Source organism: Actinoplanes campanulatus (assembly GCF_014647795.1).
Classification (GTDB): Bacteria; Actinomycetota; Actinomycetes; order Mycobacteriales; family Micromonosporaceae; genus Actinoplanes; species Actinoplanes campanulatus.
Genome location: NZ_BMPW01000001.1, coordinates 157750 through 184685 on the forward strand (window position 1 = coordinate 157750; position 26936 = coordinate 184685).

At 73.3% G+C, this 26936-nt stretch carries 20 protein-coding genes; 10 read left to right on the forward strand and 10 right to left on the reverse strand.

Going from position 1 to position 26936, the window contains the following annotated elements; all coding sequences use genetic code 11:
* Nucleotides 1-3: 3 nt before the first annotated feature.
* Together IEZ13_RS00735 and IEZ13_RS00740 are read right to left on the reverse strand one after the other, a co-directional pair.
* Entirely contained in the window at nt 4-2085 is a 2082-nt protein-coding gene (locus IEZ13_RS00735) for a DNA gyrase/topoisomerase IV subunit B (RefSeq protein ID WP_183215599.1), read from the reverse strand.
* Nucleotides 2086-2197: 112 nt separating this feature from the next.
* A complete protein-coding gene (locus tag IEZ13_RS00740; protein ID WP_183215601.1) occupies nt 2198-2806 on the reverse strand; it encodes an adenylate/guanylate cyclase domain-containing protein in 609 nt (202 codons plus the stop codon).
* Nucleotides 2807-2980: 174 nt separating this feature from the next.
* On the opposite strand from IEZ13_RS00740, the gene IEZ13_RS00745 reads away from it, so the two are divergent.
* Together IEZ13_RS00745 and IEZ13_RS00750 are read left to right on the forward strand one after the other, a co-directional pair.
* Nucleotides 2981-5791 carry an ATP-binding protein gene (locus IEZ13_RS00745; RefSeq protein ID WP_183215603.1) on the forward strand — a complete coding sequence of 937 codons (2811 nt, stop codon included), beginning with the start codon at nt 2981-2983 and terminating at the stop codon, nt 5789-5791.
* 175 nt (nt 5792-5966) lie between these two features.
* Complete coding sequence (locus tag IEZ13_RS00750) at nt 5967-6737, forward strand: DUF5995 family protein (protein ID WP_183215605.1); 771 nt, start codon at nt 5967-5969, stop codon at nt 6735-6737.
* Between the two features lie 81 nt (nt 6738-6818).
* Here IEZ13_RS00750 and IEZ13_RS00755 read toward each other — a convergent pair whose 3' ends face one another.
* The 5 genes from IEZ13_RS00755 to IEZ13_RS00775 form a co-directional block, all read right to left on the reverse strand.
* Entirely contained in the window at nt 6819-7328 is a 510-nt protein-coding gene (locus IEZ13_RS00755) for a hypothetical protein (protein ID WP_183215607.1), read from the reverse strand.
* A gap of 35 nt (nt 7329-7363) precedes the next feature.
* Complete coding sequence (locus IEZ13_RS00760) at nt 7364-8821, reverse strand: HAMP domain-containing sensor histidine kinase (RefSeq protein ID WP_183215609.1); 1458 nt, start codon at nt 8819-8821, stop codon at nt 7364-7366.
* Nucleotides 8814-9512: a response regulator transcription factor gene (locus tag IEZ13_RS00765; RefSeq protein ID WP_229794446.1), complete on the reverse strand. Its 699-nt coding sequence runs from the start codon at nt 9510-9512 to the stop codon at nt 8814-8816. Before IEZ13_RS00765 ends, IEZ13_RS00760 begins: the two co-directional genes overlap by 8 nt.
* A gap of 351 nt (nt 9513-9863) precedes the next feature.
* A complete protein-coding gene (locus IEZ13_RS00770; protein WP_183215611.1) occupies nt 9864-10511 on the reverse strand; it encodes a response regulator in 648 nt (215 codons plus the stop codon).
* Entirely contained in the window at nt 10508-12544 is a 2037-nt protein-coding gene (locus tag IEZ13_RS00775) for a sensor histidine kinase (RefSeq protein WP_183215613.1), read from the reverse strand. Before IEZ13_RS00775 ends, IEZ13_RS00770 begins: the two co-directional genes overlap by 4 nt.
* A 165-nt stretch (nt 12545-12709) precedes the next feature.
* Here IEZ13_RS00775 and IEZ13_RS00780 point away from each other — a divergent pair, with 165 nt between their 5' ends.
* Together IEZ13_RS00780 and IEZ13_RS00785 are read left to right on the forward strand one after the other, a co-directional pair.
* Nucleotides 12710-13339, forward strand: a complete 630-nt coding sequence (locus IEZ13_RS00780; protein ID WP_183215615.1) for a hypothetical protein — start codon at nt 12710-12712, stop codon at nt 13337-13339.
* Nucleotides 13340-13873: 534 nt separating this feature from the next.
* Complete coding sequence (locus tag IEZ13_RS00785) at nt 13874-14854, forward strand: glutathione S-transferase family protein (protein WP_183215617.1); 981 nt, start codon at nt 13874-13876, stop codon at nt 14852-14854.
* Here IEZ13_RS00785 and IEZ13_RS00790 read toward each other — a convergent pair.
* Entirely contained in the window at nt 14828-15319 is a 492-nt protein-coding gene (locus IEZ13_RS00790; protein ID WP_183215619.1) for a MarR family winged helix-turn-helix transcriptional regulator, read from the reverse strand. The two genes, IEZ13_RS00785 and IEZ13_RS00790, sit on opposite strands and share 27 nt — an antisense overlap.
* A 73-nt stretch (nt 15320-15392) precedes the next feature.
* Between IEZ13_RS00790 and IEZ13_RS00795 the strand changes: the two genes are divergently transcribed.
* Genes IEZ13_RS00795 through IEZ13_RS00815 form a run of 5 tightly spaced genes read left to right on the forward strand, consistent with a single transcriptional unit; the run spans nt 15393 to nt 23544 of the window.
* Nucleotides 15393-16397, forward strand: a complete 1005-nt coding sequence (locus tag IEZ13_RS00795) for an EamA family transporter (protein ID WP_229794378.1) — start codon at nt 15393-15395, stop codon at nt 16395-16397.
* Nucleotides 16286-19120: an SWIM zinc finger family protein gene (locus IEZ13_RS00800; protein WP_183215622.1), complete on the forward strand. Its 2835-nt coding sequence runs from the start codon at nt 16286-16288 to the stop codon at nt 19118-19120. The genes IEZ13_RS00795 and IEZ13_RS00800 overlap by 112 nt, the downstream gene beginning before the upstream one ends.
* A complete protein-coding gene (locus tag IEZ13_RS00805) occupies nt 19117-20178 on the forward strand; it encodes an ATP-binding protein (RefSeq protein ID WP_183215624.1) in 1062 nt (353 codons plus the stop codon). The genes IEZ13_RS00800 and IEZ13_RS00805 overlap by 4 nt, the downstream gene beginning before the upstream one ends.
* Nucleotides 20171-22366, forward strand: coding sequence for a DUF5682 family protein (locus IEZ13_RS00810; protein ID WP_183215626.1), 2196 nt, complete (start codon nt 20171-20173; stop codon nt 22364-22366). The genes IEZ13_RS00805 and IEZ13_RS00810 overlap by 8 nt, the downstream gene beginning before the upstream one ends.
* Nucleotides 22363-23544 carry a VWA domain-containing protein gene (locus IEZ13_RS00815; RefSeq protein WP_229794379.1) on the forward strand — a complete coding sequence of 394 codons (1182 nt, stop codon included), beginning with the start codon at nt 22363-22365 and terminating at the stop codon, nt 23542-23544. Before IEZ13_RS00810 ends, IEZ13_RS00815 begins: the two co-directional genes overlap by 4 nt.
* On the opposite strand, the gene IEZ13_RS00820 is transcribed toward IEZ13_RS00815, so the two are convergent.
* Nucleotides 23545-23796: a hypothetical protein gene (locus tag IEZ13_RS00820; RefSeq protein WP_229794380.1), complete on the reverse strand. Its 252-nt coding sequence runs from the start codon at nt 23794-23796 to the stop codon at nt 23545-23547.
* Between the two features lie 302 nt (nt 23797-24098).
* Here IEZ13_RS00820 and IEZ13_RS00825 point away from each other — a divergent pair, with 302 nt between their 5' ends.
* A complete protein-coding gene (locus IEZ13_RS00825; protein WP_183215630.1) occupies nt 24099-24794 on the forward strand; it encodes a hypothetical protein in 696 nt (231 codons plus the stop codon).
* An 88-nt stretch (nt 24795-24882) separates the two neighbouring features.
* Here IEZ13_RS00825 and IEZ13_RS00830 read toward each other — a convergent pair whose 3' ends face one another.
* A complete protein-coding gene (locus IEZ13_RS00830) occupies nt 24883-26865 on the reverse strand; it encodes a S8 family serine peptidase (RefSeq protein WP_183215632.1) in 1983 nt (660 codons plus the stop codon).
* Nucleotides 26866-26936 lie beyond the last annotated feature (71 nt).

The window sequence follows — 26936 nt, forward strand, 5'->3', positions numbered from 1 at the left end:
CTCTCAGGCGTCGATCGTCTCTTGGTCGATCCGGCCGGCGGCCTCGATCAACCAGTTCTTCCGGGGCTCGACCCGTTCACCCATCAGCAGTTCGAGGGTGGCTTCGGCTCGTTCGGCGTCCTCGATGGTGATCCGCCGGACGGTCCGCTCGGCGGGGTTCATCGTGGTGTCCCACAGCTCGTCGGCGTCCATCTCGCCGAGGCCCTTGAACCGGGGCACCGGCTTCTGCACCTGGCGGCCGGAGCGCTCCAGCCGGCCGACGGTGCTCTCCATCTCCTGCTGGGTGTAGGTGTAGAGGGTCTCGCTGTTGCGGCCCTTGGTGACGACCTTGTGCAGCGGCGGCATGGCGGCGAAGAGCCGGCCGTGCTCGATGACGGGCCGCATGTACTTGGCGAACAGGGTGATCAGCAGGGTCCGGATGTGCGAGCCGTCGACATCCGCGTCGGCCATGATCATGACGCGGCCGTAGCGCATCTGGCCGATGTCGAAGGTGCGGCCCGAGCCGGCACCGAGCACCTGCACGATGGCCGAGCACTCGGCGTTGTCGAGGACCTGCTGGAGGCTGGCCTTCTGGACATTCAGGATCTTGCCGCGGATCGGCAGCAGGGCCTGGTATTCCGAGCTACGGGCCATCCGGGCGGTGCCGAGGGCCGAGTCGCCCTCCACGATGAACAGCTCGGAGCGGTCGATGCCGATGGCCCGGCAGTCGACCAGCTTGGCCGGCATCGACGCGCCCTCCAGGGCGGTCTTGCGGCGGGCCGCGTCCTTCTGCTGCTTCTGGGTGAGCCGGACGCGGGCCGCGTCCACCACCTTCTGCAGGACGGTCCGGGCCTCGGTCTTGGTGCGCCGCCCGTCGATCCACTCTTTGAGGTACGCCTCGACGAGCCCCTGCATGACCCGGGTGACCCCGGCCGTGGACAGCTCGTCCTTGGTCTGCGAGGTGAACTGCGGCTCCGGCACCCGCACGTGGATGACCGCGGTCATGCCCTCCAGGAAGTCGTCCAGGACGGGCGGCTCCTCCTTGGGCTTGAGCAGCGCGCGGGCGTTGCGGACGGCCTCGGTGAGGGCCCGCACCAGGGCCCGCTCGAAGCCCTTGCGGTGGGTGCCGCCGTGCACGTTGCGGATGGTGTTGGTGAAGCACTCGACGGTGCGCTCGTAGCCGGTGCCCCAGCGGAAGGCGACCTCGATCTGGGCGGTCCGGACGACATTGGACTGCATCACGCCGTTGGCGTCGGCGGCGTTCTCCTTGTACGTCCCCTCGCCGGTGACCATGAGGACACCGGAGACCGGCTTGTCCGCGGCCGGGGTGAGGAACTCCACCATGTCGGCCAGGCCGTTCGGGTAGTGGAACGTCTCGGTGGCCGGCTCCTCGGCGGTCGCGTCGAAGAGTGTGTACTGAACGCCGGGGACCAGGAACGCGGTGTTGCGCAGCTTGGTCCGCACGTTGTCGACGTCGAGGCGGGCGCCGGTCTCGAAGTAACGGGCGTCGTACCAGTACCGGATCGAGGTGCCGCCGGGCTCGCCCCGCTTCATCCGGCGGACCACGCGCAGGCCGGGCTCGCGGGTGAACGACGCGTCCGGGCCCGGGCCGTCGAAGACGCCGGGGACGCCGCGCTGGAACGAGATCTCGTGGACCTTGCCGTCCCGCTTCACGGTGACGTCGAAGCGGTGGGACAGCGCGTTGACCGCCGAGGCGCCGACGCCGTGCAGGCCGCCGGAGGTCTTGTAGCCGGAGCCGCCGAACTTGCCGCCGGCGTGCAGCCGGGTGAGCACCAGCTCGACGCCGCTCAGGCCGGACTTGGCGTGCACGTCGGTCGGGATGCCACGGCCGTCGTCGTCGACCTGCACCGAGCCGTCGGCGTGCAGGATCACCGCGATCGTGGTCGCGTGCCCGGCGACACCCTCGTCGGTGCAGTTGTCGATGATCTCGTTGGCCAGGTGGTTGATGCCCCGGCTGTCGGTGGAGCCGATGTACATGCCTGGGCGTTTCCGGACAGCGTCCAGCCCTTCCAGGTGTGTGAGGTCGTCAGCCCCATACAAGGTCTCTGGCTGTGCGGTCACGAGGCGGCACTCCCGATCGGCCATGGGTGGTCAAGACGGCGCGAGCCTACCCGGCGCCTCCGACACTTCTGCCCCAGGCGAGGCAGGTCTAGACCATGCCGTAGCCAAAATCGGGGTAAATGACCACAAAAGTGGTCTACGACACGACGGCCAGCGGCGCGGCCTGCGGCTGCAACGCTCGCCAGAGGTCCAGTGGGTAGGACTTGCCCGGAACCGACACCGGCGGCAGCTCCTGGTAGGCGATGAGCTCGTCGGTCACCTCCCGGGTGGCCGAGCAGACCACCACGGTGCCGTGCGGCGCGTACGCCTGCAGCCGGGCCGCAGTGCTCACCACGCTGCCACTGATCATCCCGTAGCCGCCGTCGAAAGCCGCCATCAGGTCGACGATCACCTCCCCGGTGGCCAGCCCCACCCGGGTACGGACCGGGAACCTGCCGGCCAGGAGTCGCCCCCTCAACGTCTCCTGGACCGACAGGCCCGCTCGTACCGCGGAGGCCGCCGCCTCGGGCCCGAAGCCGTCCTCCGCGGCGCCGAACACCGCCATCACCGCGTCACCCACGTACTTCTCGACGATGCCGCCGCACTCGCGGACCACCTCGGACACGACCGAGAAGTAGTCCCGTTGCAGCGCCCGCACCTCCGCGCAGTCCAGCCGGTCCACCAGAGCGGTGAAGCCGACGATGTCGATGAACAGCACGGTCACGTTCTGGCGCCGCTCCTGTACGGCGGTAGTGATGGTGGTCATGTCTCACGCTCCCCCAGATCACTGCGTTGACCGGGAGTACGGTGCCAGCCCTGGACAAGACGCGGATCCGCAGAACTACCTATCTCTGCAGCATCGATTTCCGTCGTTTTTGTGACGCAGAACAGTCCGAACCGACGACAACGTGATAGGCCGATACGGATTAGGCTGCCGGGCATGGCCAGACAGGGGGACGACGGGCCGCTTGTCGGGCGCACCGGCACGCTGGCCGACATCCAGTCCTACCTGCGCGACGTCGGTCCCGGCGGGACAGCCGCGGTGTTCGTGACCGGGGAGAGCGGCATCGGCAAGAGCCGCCTGCTGCGGGAGACCGCCGACGCCTTGCGCGGGTCGGGCTTCGCGGTGCTCTTCGGCACATGTCTCGACATCGGGGACGCGTCGCCGCTGCACCCGGTGCTGCAAGCGTTGCGCCGGCACGACGGCAGCGGCCCGGCCGCGGCCGCCGACGACGCCGGCGCGCTGCTCGACCGGGTCTCGCGCGACCTGCGCCGGATCGCCGGCGACCAGCAGTTGCTGCTCGTGCTCGACGATCTCCAGTGGGCCGACCGCAGCACCCGGCAGTTGCTGCTCTACCTGCTCGCCGGTCTCGGTGACGTCCGGGTCTCGGTGCTCGCCGCGATCCGGGCCGAGGCGCTGCACGGCACCCACCCGCTGCGCCGGGTGCTGGCCGAGCTGCGCCGTCTGCGGTCGGTGCGGGTGGTCGACCTGGCCCCGCTCAATCAGAGCCAGACCCACGAGCTGGTGGCCGCGATCGTCGGCGGCACGGTCGCCGTGGAGGACGCGGAGCGGGTCTTCAAGCGCAGCGGCGGCAACCCGTTCGTCGTCGAGGAGCTGGCCCGTGACCTTCGGGACGGCCGGATCGAGCTGTCCGACACGCTGCGCGAGATCTTCCTGTCCAGAGTGGACGAGCTGCCGCCGCACGCGCACACCGTGGTGCACGCCATCGCGGCCGGTGTCGAGCCGGTGGAGCACGCCGTGCTGGCCGGGGTGGTGCCGCTGCCCGAGGATCAGCTGATCGAGGCGATCCGGGCCGCCGTGACGCACCGGTTCGTGGCCCGTGACGGCGACGGCTACAAGCTGCGGCACCGGCTGGTCGCCGAGGTGCTGGAGCAGGAGGTGCTGCCGGCCGAGGCGGCGTCGCTGCACCGGCGGTACGCGGAGGCCCTGGAGTCGATCGACGGCGAACCGGACAACGCCCGCCTGGCCTACCACTGGCAGCGGGCCGGCGAACCGGGCCGGGCGCTGCCCGCCGTGGTGGCCGCCGCCCGCACCGCCGAGAGCATGTACGGCTTCGCCGAGGCGCACCGCTACTGGACGATCGCGCTGCAGCTCACCGCCGAGGCCGACCGCCGCCGCACCGAGCTGCTGGCCAACGCCGCCGAGTCGGCCCACCAGTGCGGCGAGCATCTGCTGGCACTGGCCCGGCTGGAGGAGCTGGCCGGCCGGCCGGACGCCCCCGGTCAGGCCGGGGTGCATCTGCGGCGGGCCCGCTACCTGGCGGCCGCCGGGCGCTCGGCGACCGCCGAGACGGAGTACCACCGCGCTCTGGAGGCGCCCGACTGCACCCCGCGCCAGCGCGCCTCTGCCGCGGCCTACCTGGCCGAGCTGCTGCTGCACCTGGGCCGGTACGCGGACGCCAACCAGCACGCCCGCGAGGCCCTGGAACTGGCCGCGGTGAACGGGGCGACCGCCGACCTGGTCCGGGCGAGCGCCGCGCTCGGCTTCAGCGCGGCCTTCCGTGAGGATCCGGACGCCGGCCTGGCCGTCATCCGGCACGGTGTGGAGATCGCCGAGCGGTCCGGGCACCCGGACGACCTGGGGGTGGCCTACCTGCACCTCGCCGAGCTGCTGACCGGCCCGCTGAACAGCGTCGAGGAGGGGGTCCTGGTCGCCCGCCGCGGCGCGGAGAAGCTCTCCTCGCTCGGCGTCGGCCGGACCTACCAGACCAGGCTACTGGCGATCGCCGCGAATGGACTGTTCAGAAGCGGACAGTGGGCCGAGGCGGACGCGGTGTTGGACTCCGCCATGCGCAACCGTCCGTCCGGCGCCGACGCGGTCGAACTGCTGCTGGCCCGGTGCCGGCTCTGGGTCGGTTTCGGCGAGCTGGACAACGCCCGCCGCAACCTGGACGCGGCGGCGACCCTGCTGGCCGGCGGCGGCGCCCGGCACGTGCTGCCGATGCTGACCCTGCGGGCCGGCATGGCGATCTGGCTGGGCGAACACGCCGACGCCCGGGCCGCCGTGCAGCGTGGGCTGACCGAGTCCCGCTCCGACGACCTGGCGCTGCTCGCGGTGCTGGCCTGGCACGGGCTGCGGGCCGAGGCGGAGGCGCACGTGGCCGGCCAGCCGGTCGACGCGGGTGCGGTCCGGCGCCTGCGCACGGTGATGGATCGGCTGGTCAAGGGGGTGGTCGATGCGCCGCCCGCGGTCCGGGCGGTGGTCGACGGCTACCTCGACCTGTGCACCGCCGAGCTGAGCCGGGTGGAGGACCGCCACGATCCGGAGCCGTGGGCACGGGCGGCGGCGGTCTGGGACCGGCGCCAGCAGCCCTACCCGGCGGCCTATTCGCGCCTGCGGCACGCCGAGGCGTCGTTGCAGCGCCGGGTCCGGCGGGCGACGGCGATCTCCGGGCTCCGCCAGGCCTACGGGACGGCGACCGCGATGGGTGCCCGGCCGCTCGCCAGCGAGATCGTGGGGGTGGCCCAGCGGTTCCGGGTCACGCTCGCCGACGACGCGGAGACGGTGCCGATGGCGGTGCCCGAGCAGCCCGCCGACGAGCTGTCCTCACTGACCGGCCGGGAGCGTGAGGTTCTGGCCGCGGTGGCCGAGGGCTTGACTAACCGGGAGATCGGTGAGTTGCTCTTCATCAGCGAGCGCACCGTGGGCGTGCACCTCGGGCACATCTTCGACAAACTGCAGGTGCGGACCCGGGTCCAGGCAAGTCGTGTCTATCTGACAGCGGCCTGACCAGGCAATCGTTATCTCGCCGTGACTTACGTACGCGGAATACGTAGTTCTACCGATCCGATCGGCGGACCCCCGGTGGAAGTGTGAGCCGCACGGGGGAGCACCGCCCGGCGACCAGCTTCGCCGGGCGGTGCTGGGGGCCCTCCGCTGTACTGCATCATTCACGGAGGAACCGATGACCCAGCCCATCTGGGGCCCCGTTCAGCAGGAGATGTCCGACATCCTGCAACGGCACCCCGACGACGTGCCCGGAGTGGTGGACCAGCTAGCGAAACTGCAAGAGGTCCTGTGCCAGGTGCCGCCGTTGCTCCACAGCAACCCGCTGGCCGACTTCAACAAGCTCTATCTCACGATCACCGAGAACGTGCTCGAGCGTCTCTACGCCGGCAAGTTCAAGGACCCGGCGTTCCTGGCCCGCCTCGACGTCGAGTTCGCGGCGCGCTATTTCGACGCGCTCCGCTACTGGACCGAAGGCAGCCCGGCCTGTCCGGGTGTGTGGGCCGGCCTGTTCTGCCGGGTGCCGGGGCCGGATGCCCGCCCGCTCCCGTCGGCGGTCGCCGGCGTCAACGCGCACATCAATTTCGATCTGCCGTTCGCGCTGGTCACCACCTTCGACCACCTGGGCAGCGATCCGGTGGACGGCAGCGACCAGCACCACGATTACCTCCAGGTCAACGACATCTTCGCCGAGGAGATCCCGGGTCTGCGCCGCGGTTACCTCGATCGCTGGCAGGTGCTCATCGACACGATGAACGGCGACCTCGACGACTGGTGGCAGGGCGAGATGGTGGAATACACCCGCAATGTCGCCTGGCGCAACGCTCAGAAGATCTGGGCTCTGCGCCACGACATGATCGAGCTCGACAAGGAGCGGCGGCGGCTCGACAAGACCGCCACCGGTCTCGGCAAGCTCCTCCTGTCGCCCTTCGGCGAATTCCTGCAGTAATCGCCCCGAGACTCGGCCGCGCGGGGGGCGTGGCCGGGTCGGGGACCGTCGGCTGAGGCCGGCCCAAGGGGCGGGCCGGTCTCAGCCGACGATGATCAGACGGGCCGCGGTGGCAGAGCCGTCGCGGACCCCGCCCACGCCGACCGTCGCGCCCACGGTCACGGCGTCGCGCTCGGTCTTCTCCCGCTTCACCCGGTCGACCACACGCAACGGGTCACCGAAGGTCCACGAGCCCTCGAACCCGTCGGACGACTTCACGGTGAACCGGTCACCCTCCACCGCGGTGACCTCGCCGCGCTGGACCACGATCGTGCGTGTGCCGCCGTCACGTGTCTCCACCACCACCTCGCCGTGCAGCGCGTTCTTCCGCAGCAGCTTGCGGACGGCGTGCGGCCGCACCTTGCCGGGCGCGGTGGACGGGCCGTCGGCGAGCACCTCGGTGAAGCCGACCTCCTGGAGAGCCACCACCTCGGCGGCCGTGTCCACATCGGGCGTGCCCGCATCAGGCGTGTCCACATCGGGGCCGCCACAGCCGGTCAGGACCAGGGCCAGGGCGATGCCCGCCATCAGGATCTTCGGGGTATGAGTCATGCCCACGATCCTGGGCCGACCGCGATCGAGCCATGTCAGCCCATTGTTCGGGAACGGTAAAGCTCCACGGTGAACATGGCGCCGCCCTCCGGAGCGTGCCCCGCCGTGATCCGGCCACCGAGCCGGGTCACGAGACGGGCCGCCAGCGCCAGTCCGAGCCCGCTGCCCACCTCACGCACACCCCGGTAGCGCCGGTTCAGCTCGCCCCGCTCGAACGCCACGGCCAGATCGTCGTCGGTGAACCCGGGCCCGCCGTCACGGACCTCGACGATCCCCCCGCTCAGCCGGCCGGAGGAGGCCGCCACGAGCCGGCCCTCCTGATCGCGAACCTCTCCGAACCGGCCCTCGCCGTCGGCGGCCGGCCGGGCCGCCAGGATCAGCGGCGCGCCCGCCGGGACCACCCGCAACGCGTTCTCGCAGAGGCCGTCGAGCACCTGCCGGATCCGCCCGGCGTCGGTGTGGACGACGACCGGGCCGTCCGGCGCCTCGACGGTCAGCGACGGACCGTCAGGGCCGCAGCGGGCCGCCCACGCCCGCCCCGCGTCGCGGACCAGCTCCGCGAGGTCCACCTCGGTCACGTCGAGCGGCAGGTCCGCGGCCTCCAGGCGGGAGAGCACCAGCAGGTCGGAGATCAGCCGGTCCAGCCGCTGGGCCTCGCCGAGCATGGTGGCGCCCGCGCCGGCCGCGTCGTCGCCGGTGATCACGCGATCGGCGAGCGCCTCCGCGTATCCCCGGATGGTGGCCAACGGGGTGCGCAGCTCGTGCGACACCGACAGCAGGAAGTCACGCTCCCGGCCCTCGCTGGTCTGGAGGGCGGCGGCGAGCTGGTTGAACGCGTCGGCGAGCCGGGCCGCCTCGGACGGGCCGGCCCGGGAGATCCGCACCGAACGGTCCCCCGAGGACAGGCGGGCGGCGGCGGCCGCGGCCCGCGCGATCGGCCGGGTCACGAAGCGGGCCAGCACCGTGCCGGCGAGGACCCCGCCGGCCAGGCCGATGACCAGCGCCACCCAGACCCCGCCGAGCACCCGGGCGGCCAGGTTGGTGGCGACCTTACGGGTCAGCACGACGCCGCCGGCCCGGCCGGGAAGCGGCCGGGCCGCGACGAACGACAGCCGCCCGGAGACCTGGCCGCGGATGTCGACGGTCTCGCCCGCGGCCACCCGCCGCACCACCCGTGGCGGAAGCCCGGCACGGTCGGCGCGGCCGTTGCGGATCAGGTAGATCTCGACGCCCTCGGCGCGCAGCCGGTCGACGATCCGGGCCCGGACGGCGGGACGCTCGTCGGTGAGCAACTCGACCGCGAGCACGGTCTGGTTCATCAACTCGGTGCGGACCTGGGTGTTCACCGACCGGATCGCGATCGGCACCGCGACCATCGTGGTCGCGATCACCGAGACGAGCGCGGTGGCGGTGGTGACGAGGACGGCGCGACCGGCCAGCGTGCCGAAGAACCGCCGCACGGCGGGGCCCCACGCCCGAGGTGACTCACGCATCGGCGGTGTACCCCACCCCGCGGACCGTCCGGATGAGGGCGGCGGCCGGGCCCAGCTTGGCGCGGACCTGCGCCACGTGCACGTCGACCGTCCGGGTGCCGGCGTGCGAGGCGTAACCCCAGACGGCGGCCAGCAGCTCCTCCCGGGTGAAGACCCGGCCGGGCCGGCCCACCAGGTGCGCGAGCAGGTCGAACTCGGTCGCCGTGAGGGCCAGCGACCGCCCCTGGAGCGCGGCGGTCCGGCGGCCGGGATCCAGGGTGAGCGGGCCCAGGCTGCGCACCCGCTCCGCCCCGGCCGGTCCGGCCGCGCGCCGCAGCAGCGCCTTGACCCGGGTGACCAGCTCGCGTGGGCTGAACGGCTTGGTGACGTAGTCGTCGCCGCCCAGCTCCAGCCCGAGGATGCGGTCGACCTCGTCGTCCCGTGCGGTCAGGAAGATCACCGGGGTCCAGTCGTCGTCGGCGCGCAGGCGGCGGCAGATCTCGGTGCCGTCCATGCCGGGCAGGGCGATGTCCAGGATGCACACGACCGGGCGCAACCGCCGGGCGGCGAGCAGGCCGGCCGCGCCGTCGTGCTCGACCTGCACCCCGAAGCCCTCCCGGCTCAGGTAGAGCCGGACCAGGTCGGCGATCGGCCGCTCGTCCTCGACCACGAGGACCAGCCCTCTGCCCACCGCGCCCGTCACGGCACCCATCATGCCGCGCGGCGGGGCGCGCAAACGTACGAGGAAGGTAAGACCCGACCGGGTGATGTGTGTGTTCCGCCCGTCTTGTGCGACATCTGGCGGCCGTGGTCGGCCTGACCTGCACCCGCGCATTTGTGGAAACGCTCCCAAAATCGTCGTGGAAGCGCTTTCTTCCCGTGCTATAAAGGCGACAGCGGCGGGGCGCCTTCGAGCGTGGACGCCGCGTGCCCAGCGCCGTTGTGCCCGTCGGCAGCTCCCGCCCCCGAGCCGGGCGAGGCGTCGCACACGGGGGGATGCCTCGCCCACCATCGTCACCGGGCCGCCCGCGAAAGCCGCGGGCGGCCCGCAAAAATGCCCGCGTCAGCGGCCCAGACCCGCCTCGCGCGCCCGCAGGATGGCCTCGGTTCGGTCGGCGACCTGGAGTTTCGCGAAGACGTTGGAGACGTTGTTACGGACCGTCTTCGGCGACAGGTAGAGCGCGGCCGCGATCTGCGCGTTGCTGCGGCCCGCCGCCAGCAACTCGAAGATCTCCCGTTCCCGGGCGGTGAGCTGCGGGAACGCGTCGGTCGGCTGCGGCGGCCCGGCGGCGAAGAACTCGGCGATCCGCTGGGCCAGGGTGACGCCGAAGATCGCGCCACCGGCCGCCACCGTGCTGATGGCGCGGACGATCTCCTCCTGCTCGGCGCCCTTGACCAGATAGCCGCGGGCGCCGGCCCGGATCGCCGCGAAGACCGTTCCGTCGTCCTCGGACATGGTCAGCACCACGACGCCGACCCCGGGCGCGTCCACCGCCAGGCGGCGGGTGGCCTCCACCCCGTTGAGCCGGGGCATCTGCACGTCCATCACCACGACGTCCGGCAGCAGCCGGGTCGCGGCCGCGACCGCCTCCACCCCGTCCGCGGCGGTGCCCACCACCTCGAGGCCGTCGACCGATGTCAGCAGCATGGCCAGGCCGTCGCGGAAGATCGGGTGATCGTCGGCCACCAGGACCCGGATCGGGTCGGTCATGTGAACACTCCCAGAGGCAGGCGGGCGCGGACATGAGTGCCGCGGTCGCCGGGGCACTCTATCCGGCAGTCGCCGCCCAGCTCAGCGGCGCGTTCCCGGAGCGAGACGAGACCGACGCCGCTCGGCGTGCCGGCCGGGATGCCGACGCCGTCGTCGGTGATCTCGACGGTCAGGTCGCCGCCGGCCACGTCCAGCCGGACCAGGCAGGAGGCGGCCGAGGCGTGCCGGGCCACATTGGCCAGTGCCTCCGAGGCGATCCGGTACGCCGCCACCTCCACCGCCGCGGGCAACTGCTCGAGCTCGTCGCCGCCCTCGACCGTCACGGTGAGACCGGGCGCCCGCAGCCGGGCCGCCTGCTGCCGGACCGCGCCGAGCAGGCCCACGTCGTCGAGCGCGGGCGGCCGCAGATCGTGGACCAGCCGCCGTACGTCGGCGACCGCCGCCGTGGCATCCTCCCGCGCCTGTCTCAGCAGCCGGTCGGCCTCCTCGGGCCGGCGGGCGGCAAGGTTGCGGGCGGTGTCGATGCGCAGCGCCACCCCGCCCAGCGTGGGGCCGAGCCCGTCGTGCAGGTCACGGCGCAGCCGGCGGCGCTCCTCCTCACGGGCCGCGACGATCAGTTCCCGGCCGCGCTGCAACTCGCCGACCAGGTGGGCGTTGCGGGCGGCGACCGCGGCCTGCCGGACCATGTCGGCGAGCAGCCGTTCGTCGCGCTGGGACAGCGACACCCGGGGCCCGGCGGCGGGCAGGATCACCCGGCCCACGGTCTCCCCCCGGTACGTGATCGGCAGGGTGGTGGTGCGCCCGGCCGGCACGCCCTCGGTGGCCACCACCTTCTCGCCGCCGGGCCGGTCCACCTCGACGATCACGTACGGCGACCGGAACGCCTCGGCCACCGCCCGCGCCACGGCGAGCAGCTCGTCCTCCGGCGACGTGGACCGTTCCAGTTGTTCGGCGAGCCCCGCCACCACCCGGTACGGGTCGTCGCGCCGCCCCAGGACGAGCCGCCGCACGAGCAGCCACAGCCGGTGCCGCAACGGCCCGTACCCGGCGGTGACCAGCAGGACCGCGACCACCGCGGCGTCGCGTTCCGGCAGGCTCTGCCCGAGGAACAGCCCGGTGGCGCCGAGCACGCACGCGTCCACGGCCAGGACGGTGGCGGCCATCGCGGCGTACAGGACGGTGCCGCCGAGCAGCCGGTCGACGTCGAGCAGGGTGGGCCGGGCGATCGCCACCACGACCGCCGCGCCGGTCAGGCCGACCGCCGGGGCCAGCGCCACCGACGACAACTCGGGCACCACCAGGACGGAGACGACCACCAGCAGGTCGATGATCGCGGCCCAGAGCAGCCAGCGCATCCGCAGCCGGTCGTAGCCGTCCGCCTGCCGGAACCGCCGTACCACCACCGCGACCGGCACGATCATGCCGAGCGGGATGGCCAGGAACGACACCTGGAAGATCGCCACCCACCAGCCGTCCGGCAGCGGGATCGAGGTGGGGTCGAGGTTCAGCCCGGCGAACTCGGCCGGCATCGGCTCCCCGGCCCGCTGCTGAGCCGCGCCGGCCGGGATGACCAGGGAGAGCAGCGGCATCAGGCAGGACGCGGTGAGGCTCAGATAGGCGGCGATCCGCCACCGGCCGCCGGGCAGCCGCCCGGCCGGATAGATCAGCAGCAGCAGCGGCAGCCAGACCAGCAGGGCGGCTCCGAGCCGCTGGTAGATCCAGAACGCGGCGGCGGCGCCGGGCAGGTCGTTCCAGGTGGCGTAGGCCAGCCAGGTGCCGGCCGCCGCGTCCAGGCACCAGTGGATCCCGGAGAGACAGAGCAGCCAGGCGATCGGGTGCCGGGGCAGGCGGCGCAGCAGCAGTGCGCCGGGCACGGCCAGGCCCAGGCCGGCGATCCCGGCGGTCCACGCCACCTCGGTGACGATCCGCTCCCGGTGCGCCGACGGCACCTGGAGATCCAGCAGCGAGGCCACGATCAGGGACCCGGCCGACACGGCGACCACCGCCACGGCCGCGGGCGTTGCCTTCTTCACCGGCACATGGTGACAGCCCGGGTGTCCCGCGGTCGCTGGGCGGATGTCCCGGATGACCCGGGACACCTCGCGGGACGGCGCCGGTGACGCGGAGCCCTGCCGGCCCGGGACGCGTCCCGGAGAGTGTTCTCCCCGTCGACGACGGACATCGAGAACGGAAACTCCATGACGGTTCACATCACCCCCGCCCCGGCCCGCACCGACGAGCCGGGCGCCGCCTCGATCAGCGTCCGGGCGGTACGCCGTACCGGCTGGGCGCTCGCGGTCGGCGCCACCATCTGGTCGGGCACCTACTTCGCCTTCGATCCACAGTCAGGCGACCCGGACGTGGTCACGATGGTGGACCTGTTCGCCGTACCCGCTCAGCTCGCCCTCCTGGCTCTGGTCGTGGTGCAGCTGCGGACCGGCGCCACCGGGGTCGGCAAGGTCGCCCGCGGCATGCTGCGCGCCGAGATGGTGCTGCTCACCCTGGCGACCGTGTGGAGCGTGCTGCACGGCGCGGTCCCCGCGTTCCGGGACGACCTGTGGCTGGCGATCCTCGACGTGTTCTGGCCGCTGTCCATGCTCGGCATGCTCGTCATCGGCGTGAAGATCGCCGTCGCCGGCCGCTGGAAGGGCCTGGCCCGCTGGTGGCCGCTCGGCGCCGAGAGCTGGGTGTTCATCACCCTCCCGGCGATGGGGATCTTCGGCGTGACGGTCGGCCGCTTCGTCGGCGCCACGCACCTCCTGATCGGCTACGCCACCCTCGGCGTCCTGCTCGCGCTGCGCCCGCACCTCACCGGCGCCCGCGACTGATCAACCCCATCGGTGGTCGCCCTCCCGCGCGGAGGTCGGCCGCCTCTGTGCGTGGGGCGCGCTTTCCAGGAGCGCCGGCGTCATCTCCAACCCATTCCCGGTACGGGCTACGCGAACCCGCCGTAGTAGACCCGCGAGCCACTGCCGGGTCCAGGCCGTGCCGCGCCCGCCGGGCGTGAGGGCGGGGGCGGGCTCGCGGACGCCACGGCCACCGGGCCGTCACGCGGCCCCGGGCAGGTGCGCTCTGCCCGCCCCGACGGCCGGGCCCGGGTGGGCCCGGCGGCCGCACACGAAACAGCGTTCGCGTGCGGCGACTGACGCTACGACGCGGGTGCGGGTGCACACGGGGGGCGCTGTGTGCGGCCAGTGGGGTGTCGGTGAGAGTGAGTGGGCAGCTCCGCCCGGCGGGCGCGGCACCGGGCGGGGCCCGGCGGCAGATCGCGGGTCTGGTACGGCGGGTTCGGGTAGCCCGTACCGGAAATGGTCTTTCTTGGATGCGGTGTGCCGGCGGCGGATGGGGGAAGACTGAGTGGCATGGCCTATGTCGAATCGGGTGAGTTCACCCGGGACCAGCGGTACATCGCCACCCGGATCACCGCGGACGGGCGCGACGGTTTTCCGGTGGAGGCGGGGCGGTACCGGCTCGTGGTGAGCCGGGCGTGCCCGTGGGCGAACCGGGCGATCATCGTGCGCCGGCTGCTCGGGCTGGAGGACGCGCTGTCGATGGGGGTCTGCGGGCCGACGCACGACGAACGTAGCTGGACGTTCGACCTGGATCCGGGCGGGCGGGATCCGGTTCTCGGGATCGAGCGGCTGCAGGAGGCGTTCTTCGAGCGGTACCCGGACTACGACAAGGGCATCACCGTTCCGGCGATCGTGGACGTGCCGACCGGCGCGGTGGTCACCAACGACTTCGCGCGGATCACCGTCGACCTGTCGCTGGAGTGGACGGCGTTCCATCGCGAGGGCGCGCCGGATCTCTACCCGTCGTCGCTGCGGGACGAGATCGACGAGGTGAACGAGGTCGTCTACGCGGACGTGAACAACGGCGTCTACCGGGCCGGGTTCGCGGGATCGCAGGAGGCCTACGAGGAGGCCTACGACCGGCTGTTCCGGCGGCTCGACCGGCTGTCCGAGCGGCTCGGGTCCCGGCGTTACCTGGTCGGGGACACGATCACCGAGGCGGATGTCCGGTTGTTCACCACGCTGGCCCGGTTCGACGCGGTCTATCACGGCCATTTCAAGTGCAACCGGCACAAGCTGACCGAGATGCCGGTGCTGTGGGCCTACGCGCGTGACCTGTTCCAGACGCCGGGGTTCGGCGACACCATCGACTTCACTCACATCAAACGGCACTACTACGAGGTGCACCGGGACATCAACCCGGCCGGCATCGTGCCGGCCGGGCCGGACCTCTCCGGGTGGCTCACCCCGCACGGGCGCGAGGCGCTGGGCGGACGGCCCTTCGGGGACGGGACGCCGCCCGCCTCAGAGCCCGTGCAGCAGTTCGCGTAGCAGGGCGCTGAGCTGCGCGCTCTTCTCCGGCGGCAGATGGGCGAGGAGCCGCTGCTGCTCGGCCAGGCCGGCGGTGACCGCCTCGTCGGCGAGGGCGCGGCCGCGCTCGGTGAGGCGGACCAGGATGGCCCGGCGGTCGTTCGGGTCCGGCGAGCGGGTGACCAGGCCGGCCTTCTCCAGGCGGTCGAGCCGGGCCGTGGTGCCGCCGGTGCTGAGCATCATCGACGCGGCCAGGGCGCCCGGCGACAGCTGGAACGGCTCGCCGGAGCGGCGCAGCGCGGCCAGCACGTCGAACTCGGGGCGGCCGATGCCGAAGCGGCCGTAGGCGCGCTCGGTGACGTCGCCGGCGAGTTTGCCGAGGCGGAAGATCCGGCCGAAGACGCCCATGGCGGCGGTGTCCAGATCGGGGCGCTCGCGGGCCCACTGTCCGAGGATGCGGTCGATGTCGTCGGTCACGTTCCCCATTCTCTTGATGACAAGCTTCTCGACAAAGTTTATCTTTACGTCGAGATACTTTACGTCGAGGGAGATGGTGGCGATGCGGCGGGCCCTGCTGCTCACGGCGGTCACACCCCTGGTGTGGGGGACCACCTATGCGGTCACCACCGAGTTCCTGCCGCCCGACCGGCCACTGCTCGCCGGGCTCCTGCGGGCACTGCCGGCCGGGCTGGTGCTGCTCGCGCTCACCCGGCGACTCCCCCGCGGCGCCTGGTGGTGGAAGTCGGCGGTGCTCGGCGCGCTCAACGTCGGGATCTTCTTCGCGTTGCTGTTCGTCACGGCGTACCGGCTGCCCGGCGGCATGGCGGCCGTCCTCGGCGCGGTGCAGCCGCTGCTCGTCGCCGGGCTGAGCGTGCTGCTGCTGCGGGAGCGGGTGGCGCTGCGCACCGTGCTGGCGGCCCTGATCGGCGCGGTGGGCGTGGCGTTCGCCGTGCTGACCGCCGCGGCCCGGCTCGACCCGGTCGGCGTCGCCGCCGGGCTGGCCGGCGCCGCATCGATGGCGCTCGGCCTCATCCTCACCAAACGGTGGGGCCGGCCCTCGGTGTCGCTGCTCACCGCCACCGGCTGGCAGCTCACCGCGGGCGGCCTGCTCCTGCTGCCGGTCGCCCTCCTGGTGGAGGGCCCACCACCCGCACTCACGGCGCCCAACCTGCTGGGGTACGCGTACCTGTCACTGGTCGGGACGGCCCTGGCCTACACGATCTGGTTCGCCGGCGTGGAGCGCCTTCCCGCCGCCCAGGTCTCGCTGCTGAGCCTGCTCTCCCCGGTGATGGCCACGGCGGTCGGCTGGGCGGCGCTCGGCCAGACCCTCACACCGGTGCAGCTGACCGGCATGACACTCGCCTTCGGCGCCGTGGTCTGGGGCCAGTCAGCGCATCCGGTGGGCCGCCGGCGGGGGCGGAAAACGTCGTACCCGGGGCCTAGGGTCGGGGCGTGCCCGTTGAACAACGATGGTCCACCGCTCAGGTCGAGGCGCTCGCGCCCGACCCCGCATCGCTGCGCAACGCACGCGGCGTCACCGGCCAGTTCACCACCACCGGGCTGATCGGCGACGTCCTCTGGGGAGTGTGCCGCGGCTATCAGGTGGCGGCCGATCTGTCCGGGCCGGCGTTCAAGTGCTCCTGCCCGAGCCGCAAGATCCCCTGCAAACACGTGCTGGGGCTGCTGCTGCACTGGTCCTCGTCCGGCGCCGGTTCCGCCGCCGGCGCGGCTCCCGAGTTCGTCACCCGGTGGGTGGCGGCGCGGGCCGCGCGGACGTCGCGGTCCCCCGCCGCGGCGCCCGATCCGGTCGCCGCCGCCAAACGGGCGCAGGGCCGCGCCGACCGGGTCGCCGGCGGCATGACCGAGCTGCGCCGATGGCTCGACGACCAGGTCGAGCAGGGTCTGGCCACGGCCGGGCGGTCCGGGCCTGCGGCGTTCGAGGCGATGGCCGCCCGCCTGGTCGACGCGCAGGCACCCGGCGCGGCCGGGGCGGTGCGCCGGCTCGGCGGCATCGCCGGCATCGGCCCGCAGTGGGCCGACCGGTTGCTCGGCGAGCTGGCGCTGCTGCGCCTGCTGGTCTCCGGGCACGCCCACCTCGACACCCTCGACCCGGGGCTCGCGGCCACCGTCCGCTCCCGGATCGGGTTCCCGACGTCGGCCGAGGAGGTGCTGGCCGGGCCCCGGGTCACCGACCGCTGGCAGGTCCTCGGCCAGGTCGAGGTCGACGACGGCGCGCTGACCAGCCGGCGGACGTGGCTGCACGGTTCCGGCAGCGACCGGTTCGCGCTGGTGCTGTCGTTCGCGGCGCCCGGCCAGCCGCTGCCGGCCGACCTCGTCCCGGGCACCGCGTTCCGCGGCGACCTCTGCTTCTACCCGGGCTCCGTGCCACTGCGCGCGCTCGTCGCCGAGCGCACCTCCGCGGCCGAGCCGTTCGGCGCACCGGACGGCGCCGGGCCGATCCGGGCGGCTCTCTCCCGCTGGTCGGCGCTCCTGGCCGCGGAGCCCTGGCGGTCCGACGCACCCGTGCTCCTGTCCGGTGTGCGCCCGTCCGGCGCCCACCTGGTCGACGCCGCGGGCGACGCGTTGCCGCTGGCCCCGGGCCATCGCGAGCCGTGGTGGCTGCTCGCCGCCGCGGGCGCCGCCCCGGCCACGGTGGCCGCGGAGTGGTCCCCGTCCGGATTGCGCCCCCTGGCCGCGTGGGCCGACGGTGCTTTCGTGCCCGCCGCCCCGCCGATCCCGGACCCGTCCGCCTCCCGTGATCCGGAGCTGCCTCCGGAGCTGCTGACGGCTGCCCTGGTCGGCACGGGCCGCCGCCCGTGGTCCGGCCACGCCGTCCAGGTCGGGCCGCTGAGCGCCGATCTCGGCTCGCCGGTCCCGGAGAGCCCGGCGGCCGCGCTGCTGGAGGCGGCGGCGGTGGCGCTGACCTGCCGGCGGGCCGGGTTGGCGCCGGAGAGCGGGCGGGCGCCGATGGCGGCCGCGCCGGCTGAGACGGTCGCGCCGCTGCCGGCGGCGGCGTCGGCGCGGCTGGCCCAGATCCTCGGTGGGGGCGCGCCCGGTGGTGGGCACAACGAGCAGGAGTTGCTCGCCCAATGGCTGGCGGCGGCCGCCGGGCGCGGCGGGGTCGCGCCGCCCGCGATCCTTCCGGCATTGCTGGAGGCCGGGCGGCGGAACATCTCGGTCCGGGCCGACCTCGCGAAGGTCGCCGGGCGGCGGGGCGCCTGGCTGGCCGGGCAGCGCGCCGACTGGCGCTGGCTGCTCAGCGAGGCCCCGGCCGCTCTGGCCGGAAACGGGGTGCGGAACGAGGTGGCCGGGGAGTGGGCCACCGCGGGTTCGGCCGAGCGGCTCGGTCACCTGGCCGCGCTTCGGCGGATCGACCCGGACCAGGCTCGTGCGCTGGTGGAGAGCACCTGGACGGAGGAGTCCTCGGAGAACCGGGCGCGGTTCATCGGCGCGTTCGGGCCGGGCCTGTCGCTGCGGGACGAGCCACTCCTGGAGCGGGCGCTCGACGACCGGCGTAAGGAGGTTCGGGAGGCCGCCCTCGAACTGCTGCGCAACCTGCCCGGAGCGGCGCTGGGCCGGCGGATGGCCGAGCGGGCGCACGCCGCGGTCCGGTTCGACGGCGCCGGCCGGCTGAGCGTCGACCCGCCCGCCGAACTGGACCGGGACCTGCGCCGGGACGGGGTCGGCGCGGCCCCGGTCCGCGGTGTCGGCGCCGGGGCGTGGCTGCTCGAGGAGGTGGTGGCCGGCACCCCACTGGACACCTGGACCGGCCTCGGCCCGCGGGGCTGGCTCGACGCGGCCGGCGGCCACGACTGGGCGGCGCCGCTGCTGCACGGCTGGGCCAAGGCGGCGGTCGTGCAGCGTGACCCGCGGTGGGCGACCGCATTGCTGGGCGCTGACGCGGGCCGGCTGCGCGAGGCCGTCCGCTGGGATCTGCACCTGGTCCTGCCACCGGACCGGCTGGCCCGGCTCGCCGCCGACGCCCTGCGCGCCGAGGACGGCACCGCCCAACGGCTGCTGGCGCTGCATCCCGGGCCGTGGCCGGACGGGCTGTCGGTCGCCGTCCTGGAGACGGTGGAACACCGTGCCCGCGTCGACCGGCACACCTGGCAGCTGGGCGAGCTGTGCCGGGCGGCCGGCCTGGCCATGCCCCCGGAGTACTCCGACCTCACCGGCCGGCTGGCCGCACTGCTGGACCAGACCGTCGATCCGGCCCGGGTTCGCCCGGTGGCCGAGCTGGCCCGCACCCTCACCTTCCGACTCGAGATGTTCCAGGAGCTTTCGTGACCGCTCTGCGACCGCACGCCGAGGACCAGTACGCCGAAGAGCTGGCCCTGCTCGCCGCCGCCGACGACCGGCCCCGTCCGCCCGGCTGGCGGCTGTCGCCACATGCCGTGGTCACCTATCTGCTCGGCGACGGCGCGAAGATCACCCCGAAGTACGTGGGCCCGCGCCGCCTCATGGAGGTGGCCGTCTCCACCCTGGCCACCGACCGGGCGCTGCTGCTGCTCGGCGTCCCCGGCACCGCCAAGACCTGGGTCTCCGAGCACCTGGCGGCGGCCGTCTCCGGCGACTCCACACTGCTCGTCCAGGGCACCGCCGGCACCCCCGAGGAGGCGATCCGGTACGGGTGGAACTACGCCCGCCTGCTCGCCGAGGGCCCCACCGACGCCGCCCTGGTACCGAGCCCGATCATGCGGGCCATGCGGGACGGGTCGATCGCCCGGCTGGAGGAGCTGACCCGGGTCCCGTCCGACGTGCAGGACGCGCTGATCACCATCCTTTCCGAGAAGACGCTGCCGGTCCCCGAGCTGAACACCGAGGTCCAGGCGCAGCGTGGTTTCAACCTGATCGCCACGGCCAACGACCGGGACCGTGGGGTCAACGAGCTGTCCAGCGCGCTGCGCCGCCGGTTCAACACCGTGGTGCTGCCGGTTCCGGCGAGCGCCGACGACGAGGTGGAGATCGTGGCGCGGCGGGTGGCCCAGCTGGGCAGGGCCCTGGAGCTGCCCGAGGTGCCGGCCGCCCTGGAGGAGATCCGCCGTGTGGTGACGGTCTTCCGGGAGCTGCGGTCCGGGATGACCGAGGACGGGCGTACCAAATTGAAGTCGCCCACCGGGACCCTCTCGACGGCCGAGGCCATCTCGGTGATCACCAACGGGATGGCGCTGGCCGCCCACTTCGGTGACGGCACTCTGCATCCCGGCGACGTGGCGGCGGGCATCGTCGGCGCCGTGGTGAAGGACCCGGTCTCGGACGGGGTGGTCTGGCGGGAGTATCTGGAGGCGGTCGTCCGGGAGCGGTCCGGGTGGCTCGACTTCTACCGGGCCGCCCGCGATGCCTGAGCGGATCTACGGGATCCGGCACCACGGCCCGGGGTCGGCCCGCGCCGTGGTCCGGGAGTTGTCGGCGCACCCGCCGGAGGTGCTGCTGATCGAGGGTCCGCCGGAGGCCGACGACCTGGTCCGGTGGGTGGCGGACGACGGCCTGGAACCGCCGGTCGCCCTGCTGGGGTATGCGGTGGACGATCCCGGGAAGGCCGCGTTCTGGCCGTTCGCCGTCTTCTCGCCGGAATGGCAGGCCATCCGGTGGGCGGTCGGGCACGGCGTCCGGGTGCGTTTCTTCGATCTTCCGTACGCGTTTCGCGTCGCCCCGGAGGCGGACCCTCCCGAAGGGGAGGGCGAGGCGGCCCGGCCGGTGGATCCGATCGGGGAGCTGGCCGCGGCGGCCGGGTATGACGATCCCGAGCGCTGGTGGGAGGACGTCGTCGAGCATCGGGGTGTACCGGTCTTCGAGGCGATCGCGGAGGCGATGACGGCGATCCGGGAGACCGTCCCGGAGAATCCGGACGATCTGCTGCGCGAGGCTCACATGCGGACCGTGCTCCGGGAGGAGCGGCGGCGGCACGAGGAGATCGCCGTCGTGTGCGGGGCGTGGCACGTGCCGGCGCTGCTCCAGAAGGTGCCGGTCAAGGACGACGCCGCGCTGCTCAAGGGGCGGCGTAAGGGGAAGGTGGCGTTCACCTGGGTGCCGTGGACGTACGGGCGGCTCGCGTCGTGGTCGGGTTACGGGGCCGGGGTGCGGTCGCCGGGGTGGTACCACCATCTGTTCACCACCGGCGACGACGTGGTGCCCCGGTGGCTGGTGGACGCGGCGGGGGTGTTGCGCGCGGAGGGCGTACCCACGTCGTCGGCGCACGTGATCGAGGCCGCCCGGCTGGCCGAGGCCCTCGCCACGCTGCGGGGACGACCGCTGGCCGGGCTGGCCGAGGTGACCGAGGCCGCGGAGGCGGTGATGTGCGACGGCGAGCCGCTGCGCACCGAGCTGATCTCCCGCCGGCTGGTCGTCGGCGAGCGGCTGGGCGCGGTGCCCGACGAGATGCCGGCCGTGCCGCTGGTCCGGGATCTGACCGCGCTGCAGCGCTCGCTGCGGCTGAAACCGGAACCCGGCGAGCGGAACCTCGACCTCGACCTGCGGCAGGACAACGACCTGCGGCGCAGCCGGCTCCTGCACCGGCTGCGGATCCTCGACGTGCCGTGGGGCGAGCGGACGGCCGCCCGGCGCGGCACCGGGACGTTCCGGGAGGAGTGGCGGCTGAGCTGGCAGCCCGAGTTCGCGGTCCGGCTGGTCGAGGGCGGCATGTGGGGCACGACCGTGGCGGCCGCGGCGACCGCCCGGGTGACCGCACGGGCCGGTGCGGCGGGCACCCTGGCCGAGGTCACCGAGCTGGTGGAGACGTGTCTGCTGGCGGATCTCGCGGGGGCGTACCCGGCGGTGCTCGCGGCGCTGGACCGGCGCGCCGCGCTGGATGCCGACGTGCATCACCTGATGGCGGCGATCCCGGCGCTGGCGCGCACCTTGAGGTACGGCGACGTCCGCCGGACCGACGTGGCCGGTCTGTCCACGGTGACCGCCGGCCTGCTCGCCCGGGTGTGCGCCGCGCTGCCGTCGGCGGCCGGGTCACTCTCCGACGAGGCGGCCCGGCGGTTGCGGGACGGCATGGACGGCGTGCACCAGGCCGTCGGCCTGCTCGCCGACGAGTCGCAGCGGGAGCGGTGGCTGGCGACCGTCGGGGCGCTCGCGGTCCGGCCGGGGTTGCACGGTCTGCCGGCCGGGCGGCTGACCCGCCTGCTGCTGGACGCCGGGCGGCTGGACGGCGCGGAGGTGCGCCGCCGGCTGCGGCTGCCGCTGACCGTCGGCGCGGCGCCGGCGCACGCGGCGGCCTGGGTGGAGGGTTTCCTCGCCGGTGGCGGGTTGCTGCTGGTCCACGACGAGGCGCTGCTCGCTCTGGTGGACGACTGGCTGGCGGACATTCCGGCGGATGCCTTCGAGTCGGTGCTGCCGCTGTTGCGACGGACGTTCGGCGCGTTCGAGTCGGGTGAGCGGCGGGCCATCGGCGAGCGGGTGGCGGGCGGGCGTTCCGGTTCCGCCGGCGCGACCGCCGAGATCGACCCGGCCCGCGCCGCGGAGCCGCTGCCGGTGCTCAGCGCCCTGCTGGGCCGCCCACTCACCATGGTTCAGGGGGAAGCGTGAGCGGCGATGACGACGTGACGCGGGAGCGGCTGCGGCGGTGGCGGCTGGTGCTCGGCGGTCCGGCCGACGAGGCGCTCGGCAGGGCGGAGGGCCGGGACGGGGCGATGGACGCCGCGCTGGCCGCGCTCTACGACGCCGGGGAGGGCGGGGCGGACGGCAAGCCGGCACGACGGTCGGCCGGGCTGGGCGGGTCCGCGCCGAAGGTGGCCCGCTGGCTCGGCGACATCCGGGAGTATTTTCCGGGCACCGTGGTCCAGGTGATGCAGGCCGACGCCATCGAACGGCTCGACCTCACCCGGCTGCTGCTCGAACCGGAGATGCTGGCCGCCGTCGAACCCGACATCCACCTGGTCGGCACGCTGCTCTCGCTGAACCGGGTGATGCCGGACGCCACCCGCGAGGCGGCCCGCCAGGTGGTCCGGACCGTGGTGGAGGAGCTGGAGCGGCGGATCGCGCAGCAGACCCGGGCCGCGGTGACCGGCGCGCTGAACCGCGCGGCCCGGATCAGCCGGCCCCGGCACGCCGACATCGACTGGGACCGGACCATCCGCGCGAACCTCAAGCACTACCTGGCCGAACACCGGACGGTGATCCCGGAGCGGCTGGTCGGCTACGGGCGGCGGAGCACGGCGGTGCAGCGGGACGTGGTGCTCTGCGTGGACCAGTCCGGCTCGATGGCGGCCTCCGTGGTGTTCTCCGGGGTGTTCGCCGCTGTGCTCGCGTCGCTGCGCTCCCTGCGTACGTCGCTGGTGGTCTTCGACACCGCCGTGGTCGATCTGACCGATCAGCTGGCCGATCCGGTCGAGGTGCTGTTCGGCACACAGCTCGGCGGCGGCACCGACATCAACCGGGCGATCGCCTACTCGCAGCAGTTGATCACCCGGCCACGGGACAGCATCTTCGTGCTGATCAGCGATCTGTACGAGGGTGGCGTCCGGGAGGAGATGCTGCGCCGGGTGGCCGAGATGACCGCGGCCGGGGTACAGGTGGTGGTGCTGCTGGCGCTGTCCGACGAGGGGGCGCCGGCCTACGACCACGAGAACGCGGCGGCCCTGGCGGCTCTCGGGGTGCCGGCGTTCGCGTGCACGCCGGACGTCTTCCCGGATCTGATGGCCGCCGCGATCGAGCGCCGTGACCTGCGCGCCTTCGCCGAGCGCGCCACCGCGGCGGGAGGTTGATCAGTCGGTCCAGCGGAGGAAGCGGTCGAAGAGCTCCGAGGCGGGCGCCTGGGGCATGTCCCGGGCGGCCTCCTCGAGGTGGTCCCACATCACGATGGCCAGGTCGACGCGACCGTGTTCGCGGGCCAACTGTTCGCGGGCCGGGTCGCACGGCCAGGCCCGCCCGCAGGAGGAGCAGTCCCACGAAGGCCGGGCGGGGCCGTGCTCCACTCGATCCGCGATCCCGGTCATCGCCGGGACCTCGCGCCGCACCGCACGGGGCCGCTCCTTCCTGGCGCGGGCACCCCGCCATGGCGCCCGCCGTGTCCCACACATTGCGCGTGCATCGTGCACCGGTCAACCGCGCGACCTCTTGGCTCGCTGGTCCGGGTGACCCCCGGTCGGGCCATCGGCACCGGTCGCTTCGGCCCGGTCACTGTCAGTCCAACCCCCAAGATCAAGATGCGGGGGTACGGGGTGAGCGCGCGATAGTTGCCGATAAGTGGATTCCTGCCTGATATGTACCCGCCTCTGGAACCATGAGGTGCGGAATCTCCCGCGCCCGAGGAGGTGACATGACCAACGACGAGGATCCCCCGCTTTCGGCTCCCGAGCGGGCCACCCGGCGACGTGGACAGGTCGCGATCGGGGTCGCCGGGGCGGTGGCCGTGCTGAGCGGAGTCGGGTTCCTGGCCACCCAGCTCATGAACGAGTCGCAGCCCACCCGTCCGGAACCGGCCGCACTGGCGCCGCAGACCACGCCGGCCTCCCCCACGGTGGGTGCGGCCGGGATTTCGCCGTCGGATGCCCGTACCCCCGGAAAAGCAACGAAGCAGGCGGCGCCCGCGCATCGCAGCCCCGCGCACACCCCCGCGTCGAGCCGTCAGGCGAGCCCTGCCCCGGACGCCGCGCGAGCCTCCTCCGTCATCTCTGACCTGCGAAAACGCTTCGGCTTCGGCGGACCGGAAATCGCCGACCGGACCGAGAAGCTGGGTGAGGGCACGGTACGGATCGTGACCGCGCAAAGCGACCTCACCGGCGACCGGGAGCTGATCCTCGCCGGCGACGACGGCACCGAGGTCGGCGGTGGCGTGCACTGCACCACGGACGTCCCGAACGACACGGTCATGTCGCCGGCACCTGAAATGCTGATGTGCTGGCGCACGTCGCCGGAACGCAGCGTGATCACGATGACGACCACACCCGAGGGCGAACCGTCCACGGCCGACAGCGTCGTGGTCATCCAGCGCGAGTGGGACCGCCTCGACTGAGGCGACCGGCATCGAACCCGGAATGGCAACGAGACGGCCCGGCATCCCAGAAGGATGCCGGGCCGTTCGTCGTGGTCCGCGAGTGTGGTCAGGCCACGATCGGGGCGCTGGTGACGCCGAGCAGCGTGGGGCCGGCCGGGACCATCACCCGGTAGGTCTGGCCGGCGACCAGGCCGGTGATGGTGACCTTGACCGGGGAGGCGCTCGCCGTGTACTTGCCGACGGTGGTCCAGGCGCCACGGACCTTCTGCTGGATCTCGGCGGGCCGGCCGACCGCGCCGGTCAGGGTGACCGCCAGCTTTCCCTTCGCCGTCCGGGCCACGGTGACCGCCGGGCGCACCCTGTAGGTGACCGGCGCCGAGGTCGCGGCTTCGCTCGTGGTGGTGGCGACCACCTTGAGGACGAGCTGGTAGGTCGCCTTGGCGGTGCGGTTCACCCGGACGGTGCCGGCGGAGCTGGTGGTGGCGTCGGCGCACTGCTGCGCGGCGGCGCCCTCGGTGACGCAGATCTGGACCGGCTTGCCCGGCCACGCCTTGCCATTGGCCTTGACGGTGAACGTGGTGGTCACGGCGGTGCCGTAGACGACCTCACCGCCGGTGACGTTGGCGGTGATCACCGGCTTGACCTTCACCACGGTCGGGCTCGGTGACGGCGCGGTCGTCGGAGCCTTGGTCGGCGCGGTGGTCGGAGCGCTCGTCGGAGCCTTGGTCGGCGCCGTGGTCGGAGCGGTCGTCGGAGCCTTGGTCGGCGCCGTGGTGGGAGCGGTGGTCGGGGCGCTGGTGGTCGGCGCGGTGGTCGGCGCGGTCGTGGTGGGTGCGGTCGTCGGAGCCTTGGTCGGGGCCGTGGTGGGTGCGGTGGTCGGCGACGTGATCGTGGCGAGCGCCGCGTCGGCGTCGATCCGGCCGTTGCCGAAGTCGTTGTCGAAGCCGGCCGTGCCCAGGTCGGCCGCCGACTTCTCCAGAGCGGTCTCGATCTGGTCCGGGGTGAGGCTCGACCGGTAGCCCTTGAGCAGCGCGGCCACCGCGGCGACGTGCGGGGCGGCCATCGAGGTGCCGTTCATCGCCTTGTACTGGGCGCCCAGCGCGGTCGGGTAGGTGCTGGTGATGTTGCTGCCCGGGGCGGCCACGTCGACGTAGGCGCCGGCGTTCGAGTAGCCGGCCACCTTGTCGGCGGAGTCGGTCGCGGCCACCGCGACGACACCCTCGTCGGCGGCCGGGTAGGAGACCGGGCTGCCCTGCTGACGGCTGTTGCCGGCGGCGGCGATCACCGTGACGCCCTTGCTGCGGGCGTACGTGATCGCGTTGCTCACCGCGGACACCTTCGTCGTGGCGCCCAGCGACATGTTGATCACCTGGGCGCCGTTGTCGGCGGCCCAGACGATGCCCTCGGCGGTGTCCGACATGTTGCCGCTGCCGTTGGCGGCCAGCACCTTGACCGGCAGGATCCGCACGTCCGGCGCGATGCCCGAGACACCCACGCCGTTGCCGGTCACCGCGGCGATGGTGCCGGCCACGTGGGTGCCGTGCCCGTTGCCGTCGGTGCTGGTCCCGGCCGTGTTCGCGATGGCGTCGTAGCCGCGCAGCACGTTGGCGCCCAGGTCCGGGTGGGCCGCGTCCACACCGGTGTCGATGACCGCCACGGTGACGCCGGAGCCGGTCGACCGCTGCCACGCCTCGGCCGTACGGATCTTGGCGAAGTCCCACTGCTGTGCCCGGTAGGGATCCGAGCCGGTGGGGACGCCGAGCGCGTACACCGGGGCGTCGATCTCGACACCGACGGCGTTCTCCGTCTCCTGCGCGTCCTTGACCAGCTTCACCGCGGACGCCTTGTCGGTGGCCTCCTTGACGGTGACGACCGGCCGCCCGTCCTCGTCGATCGTGGTCGACACCACCCGCGCGGGCTGGGCCTCGGTCACCACGTCCGGAACTATGTGTTCCGGTTCCGCGGTCAGCCCGTAGGTGACCGGGGTCCAGTCCGCGCTGCCGCTCGGCAGGGCGAACACACCGACTGCGGCGAGCGCACCCGCGGTGACGGCACCGGCGACGATCTGGCGGACGTGAGCCTTCTTCAAGATATTTCCTACTCCTCGAAGCAACTGCGAACAGATTCGGAAGAGAGGGTTGTGGACACCGGTACCGGACC

Coding starts and splice junctions, on each gene's coding strand:
- IEZ13_RS00770 (WP_183215611.1), bottom strand. CDS start 10,511: ATGACCGACCCGATCCGGGTCCTGGTGGCCGACGATCACCCGATCTTC.
- IEZ13_RS00810 (WP_183215626.1), top strand. CDS start 20,171: ATGCCTGAGCGGATCTACGGGATCCGGCACCACGGCCCGGGGTCGGCC.
- IEZ13_RS00785 (WP_183215617.1), top strand. CDS start 13,874: ATGGCCTATGTCGAATCGGGTGAGTTCACCCGGGACCAGCGGTACATC.
- IEZ13_RS00740 (WP_183215601.1), bottom strand. CDS start 2,806: ATGACCACCATCACTACCGCCGTACAGGAGCGGCGCCAGAACGTGACC.
- IEZ13_RS00755 (WP_183215607.1), bottom strand. CDS start 7,328: ATGACTCATACCCCGAAGATCCTGATGGCGGGCATCGCCCTGGCCCTG.
- IEZ13_RS00760 (WP_183215609.1), bottom strand. CDS start 8,821: ATGCGTGAGTCACCTCGGGCGTGGGGCCCCGCCGTGCGGCGGTTCTTC.
- IEZ13_RS00765 (WP_229794446.1), bottom strand. CDS start 9,512: ATGGGTGCCGTGACGGGCGCGGTGGGCAGAGGGCTGGTCCTCGTGGTC.
- IEZ13_RS00790 (WP_183215619.1), bottom strand. CDS start 15,319: ATGGGGAACGTGACCGACGACATCGACCGCATCCTCGGACAGTGGGCC.
- IEZ13_RS00745 (WP_183215603.1), top strand. CDS start 2,981: ATGGCCAGACAGGGGGACGACGGGCCGCTTGTCGGGCGCACCGGCACG.
- IEZ13_RS00780 (WP_183215615.1), top strand. CDS start 12,710: ATGACGGTTCACATCACCCCCGCCCCGGCCCGCACCGACGAGCCGGGC.
- IEZ13_RS00795 (WP_229794378.1), top strand. CDS start 15,393: ATGCGGCGGGCCCTGCTGCTCACGGCGGTCACACCCCTGGTGTGGGGG.
- IEZ13_RS00825 (WP_183215630.1), top strand. CDS start 24,099: ATGACCAACGACGAGGATCCCCCGCTTTCGGCTCCCGAGCGGGCCACC.
- IEZ13_RS00750 (WP_183215605.1), top strand. CDS start 5,967: ATGACCCAGCCCATCTGGGGCCCCGTTCAGCAGGAGATGTCCGACATC.
- IEZ13_RS00735 (WP_183215599.1), bottom strand. CDS start 2,085: ATGGCCGATCGGGAGTGCCGCCTCGTGACCGCACAGCCAGAGACCTTG.